Source organism: Streptomyces sp. NPDC005574 (genome assembly GCF_040605435.1).
Taxonomy (GTDB): domain Bacteria; phylum Actinomycetota; class Actinomycetes; order Streptomycetales; family Streptomycetaceae; genus Streptomyces.
Map to the genome: position 1 here is coordinate 1 of NZ_JBEXCW010000275.1, position 1,994 is coordinate 1,994.

At 57.1% G+C, this 1,994-nt stretch carries 2 protein-coding genes; both read left to right on the top strand.

Going from position 1 to position 1,994, the window contains the following annotated elements; genetic code table 11:
- Positions 1–864 precede the first annotated feature (864 nt).
- Complete coding sequence (locus ABZT03_RS44040; protein ID WP_356049918.1) at positions 865–1,137, top strand: Rieske (2Fe-2S) protein; 273 nt, start codon at positions 865–867, stop codon at positions 1,135–1,137.
- Between the two features lie 8 nt (positions 1,138–1,145).
- The gene (locus ABZT03_RS44045) at positions 1,146–1,382 is read left to right on the top strand and encodes a hypothetical protein (protein WP_356049920.1); all 237 of its coding nucleotides are present in this window, start codon (positions 1,146–1,148) and stop codon (positions 1,380–1,382) included.
- The last annotated feature ends 612 nt before the right edge of the window (positions 1,383–1,994 follow it).

Here is a 1,994-nt window from a genome sequence, read left to right on the forward strand (position 1 = left end):
GCGACACGCGACGGCCCCATCCCCAACCATCAGGGACAAAAGGGGCGAACCGACCAACCGGTCAGCAGCTCACAACCCCTGACGAATCGAGGTTGGGGCTAGATCATGACGGTAGACTCTCCTGAATTCTCGTCAGCCGGCTCTGCGCCAGTTTGGGTGGAACGGGCGTTGGCTGCCAGCGGCCAGAGCGAATTCAATGATCATTGACTTGCGGTGTTCTCGGTTAGGGGCGCTTGCTGTTGGCCGTACCATAAGCAGAGTCCTTACCACGCTCTCTCCCAGGGAGCTTCCCCAAATAAGGCTACCGGTCGCATATGCAGTGTTCTCTGCATGGAGGAAGCCGCTTATCGGTAATTAACGCGGAAACGACCGAAAAGGTCAAATGTGGCCCATGGCAATGCACGTAAGACCGTCACCCCGCGCTGCACGCTCGTTGGATCTCTGGCGGTGCATGAGCATGGAAGTCTAAGTAATTGCTACTCAAAATGTCTGGCGGTGGATCGAGTCCGGACATGACCCTTGACAGCACATGCAACGGCTACCTCAGTATGTCTGCAGTCGGCAGGGTGAGACCGAGGCGTCTAGCCATCCTAAGTTTCCGGATGCAGGATAGTGCGGCAGTCGCATGCCCCGTTTCCTTTCCTGCCGCACCTTGACTTCCCGGAGATGTTTGTGAGTACAGCTCGAACCTTTTCATCCGATAGCATTGATGGGTCCGGCAGCGGGACTTCCCGTCGGACAGTAGTGGCCAGCGCCGTCGCTCTGGCAGCGGTCGGTGTCGTTACTGGATGCGCCAGTCACGACGGGTCCGGAGGCGGCGCAGTAAAGAACGCTGCCGCCGCCGGCGCCAAAGAGCTCGCTCGCGTGGACGAGGTACCCCAAAATGGCGGCCTGGTTGTTGCTCATGCCAACATCGTCCTCACTCGCGACAAGAACGACCAAATCAGGGCATTCTCCGCGATTTGCACCCACCAAGGTTGCACCGTCGCCAACGTCGCTAAAAATAAGATTAATTGCCCTTGCCATGGCAGCCGCTTCGACGCCACCACAGGCCATCCCATTGCGGGCCCCGCAAAGAAACCCCTCTCCATCGTACCGATCAAGATCGACAATGGCGTCATCACCACCGGTCGCTGAAAATCGCCATGGCAGCCTTTGAAACTGGACATTTGCGCGCCATCAAAGAAAGAGACCTGCATGCGCGCCCTGTTGCCCAGAAATACCCCGACTACGCGTTTTTAAAACTCAGTGATCTTCCATGGCACCCTGGAGATCACGGAGATCACCGGTCACGTGCCGGAGCAAAGCTGGGAAATCAATCCAGAAAAAATTCGGCTCCACCATGGAAGAATGGAATGACTTCTCCCAAAATGTTGCGTTGATCGGATGACATGACCACTGCACTCAATGGGGATTCTGTGACTGCAGGCGATGAACTTGTCGCCTGGGCCATTCTTGGGTCCATTGGGATTATATTTCTATGCTTGATCATGTTGATAGCGTTCGGCCTCATCATAGAGACGACTAGGAAGCAGAACAAGAAGACCCGTCGCGACCGCTAATGGTTACGGCTTGCCGCGGCTTAAACAATGAGACTTTCAGGACTAAACCTCCTCTTCGGGTATCCCAGCTCGCGGTTAGCAATGCGTATGTCAGGGATTCCTAATGTGGTCTGTCAAGCCGCGCGTGCGGTGGGTGGTGTGACAGCACTTCGGCGTAGTCGCATGACGCCCGGTTCGTGGTGGTCCGTCAGGTCGGCGACGGGGCCCGAAACGTGACAGACACGGCTTCCAAGATCATGGAGTTCTCTACGCCCCGTGATCCGAGTGGAAGACCGTGCCTGCCGACGCATCATCACTGATCGCACCTGCCCTTGACCAGCTCCGCGAACACCCCGAGTGTCAAGCCCCGGGTTTGGTGGACGGTGGGTTAGCTGGTTTCCAGGACGGTTTCTGGTGCTGGGGTTGCTGCGTGGAGTGCCTCGTACTCGGCGG

Excerpts from the sequence above, each read along its gene's own strand:
- ABZT03_RS44045 (WP_356049920.1), top strand. The coding sequence starts at position 1,146 with ATGGCAGCCTTTGAAACTGGACATTTGCGCGCCATCAAAGAAAGAGAC.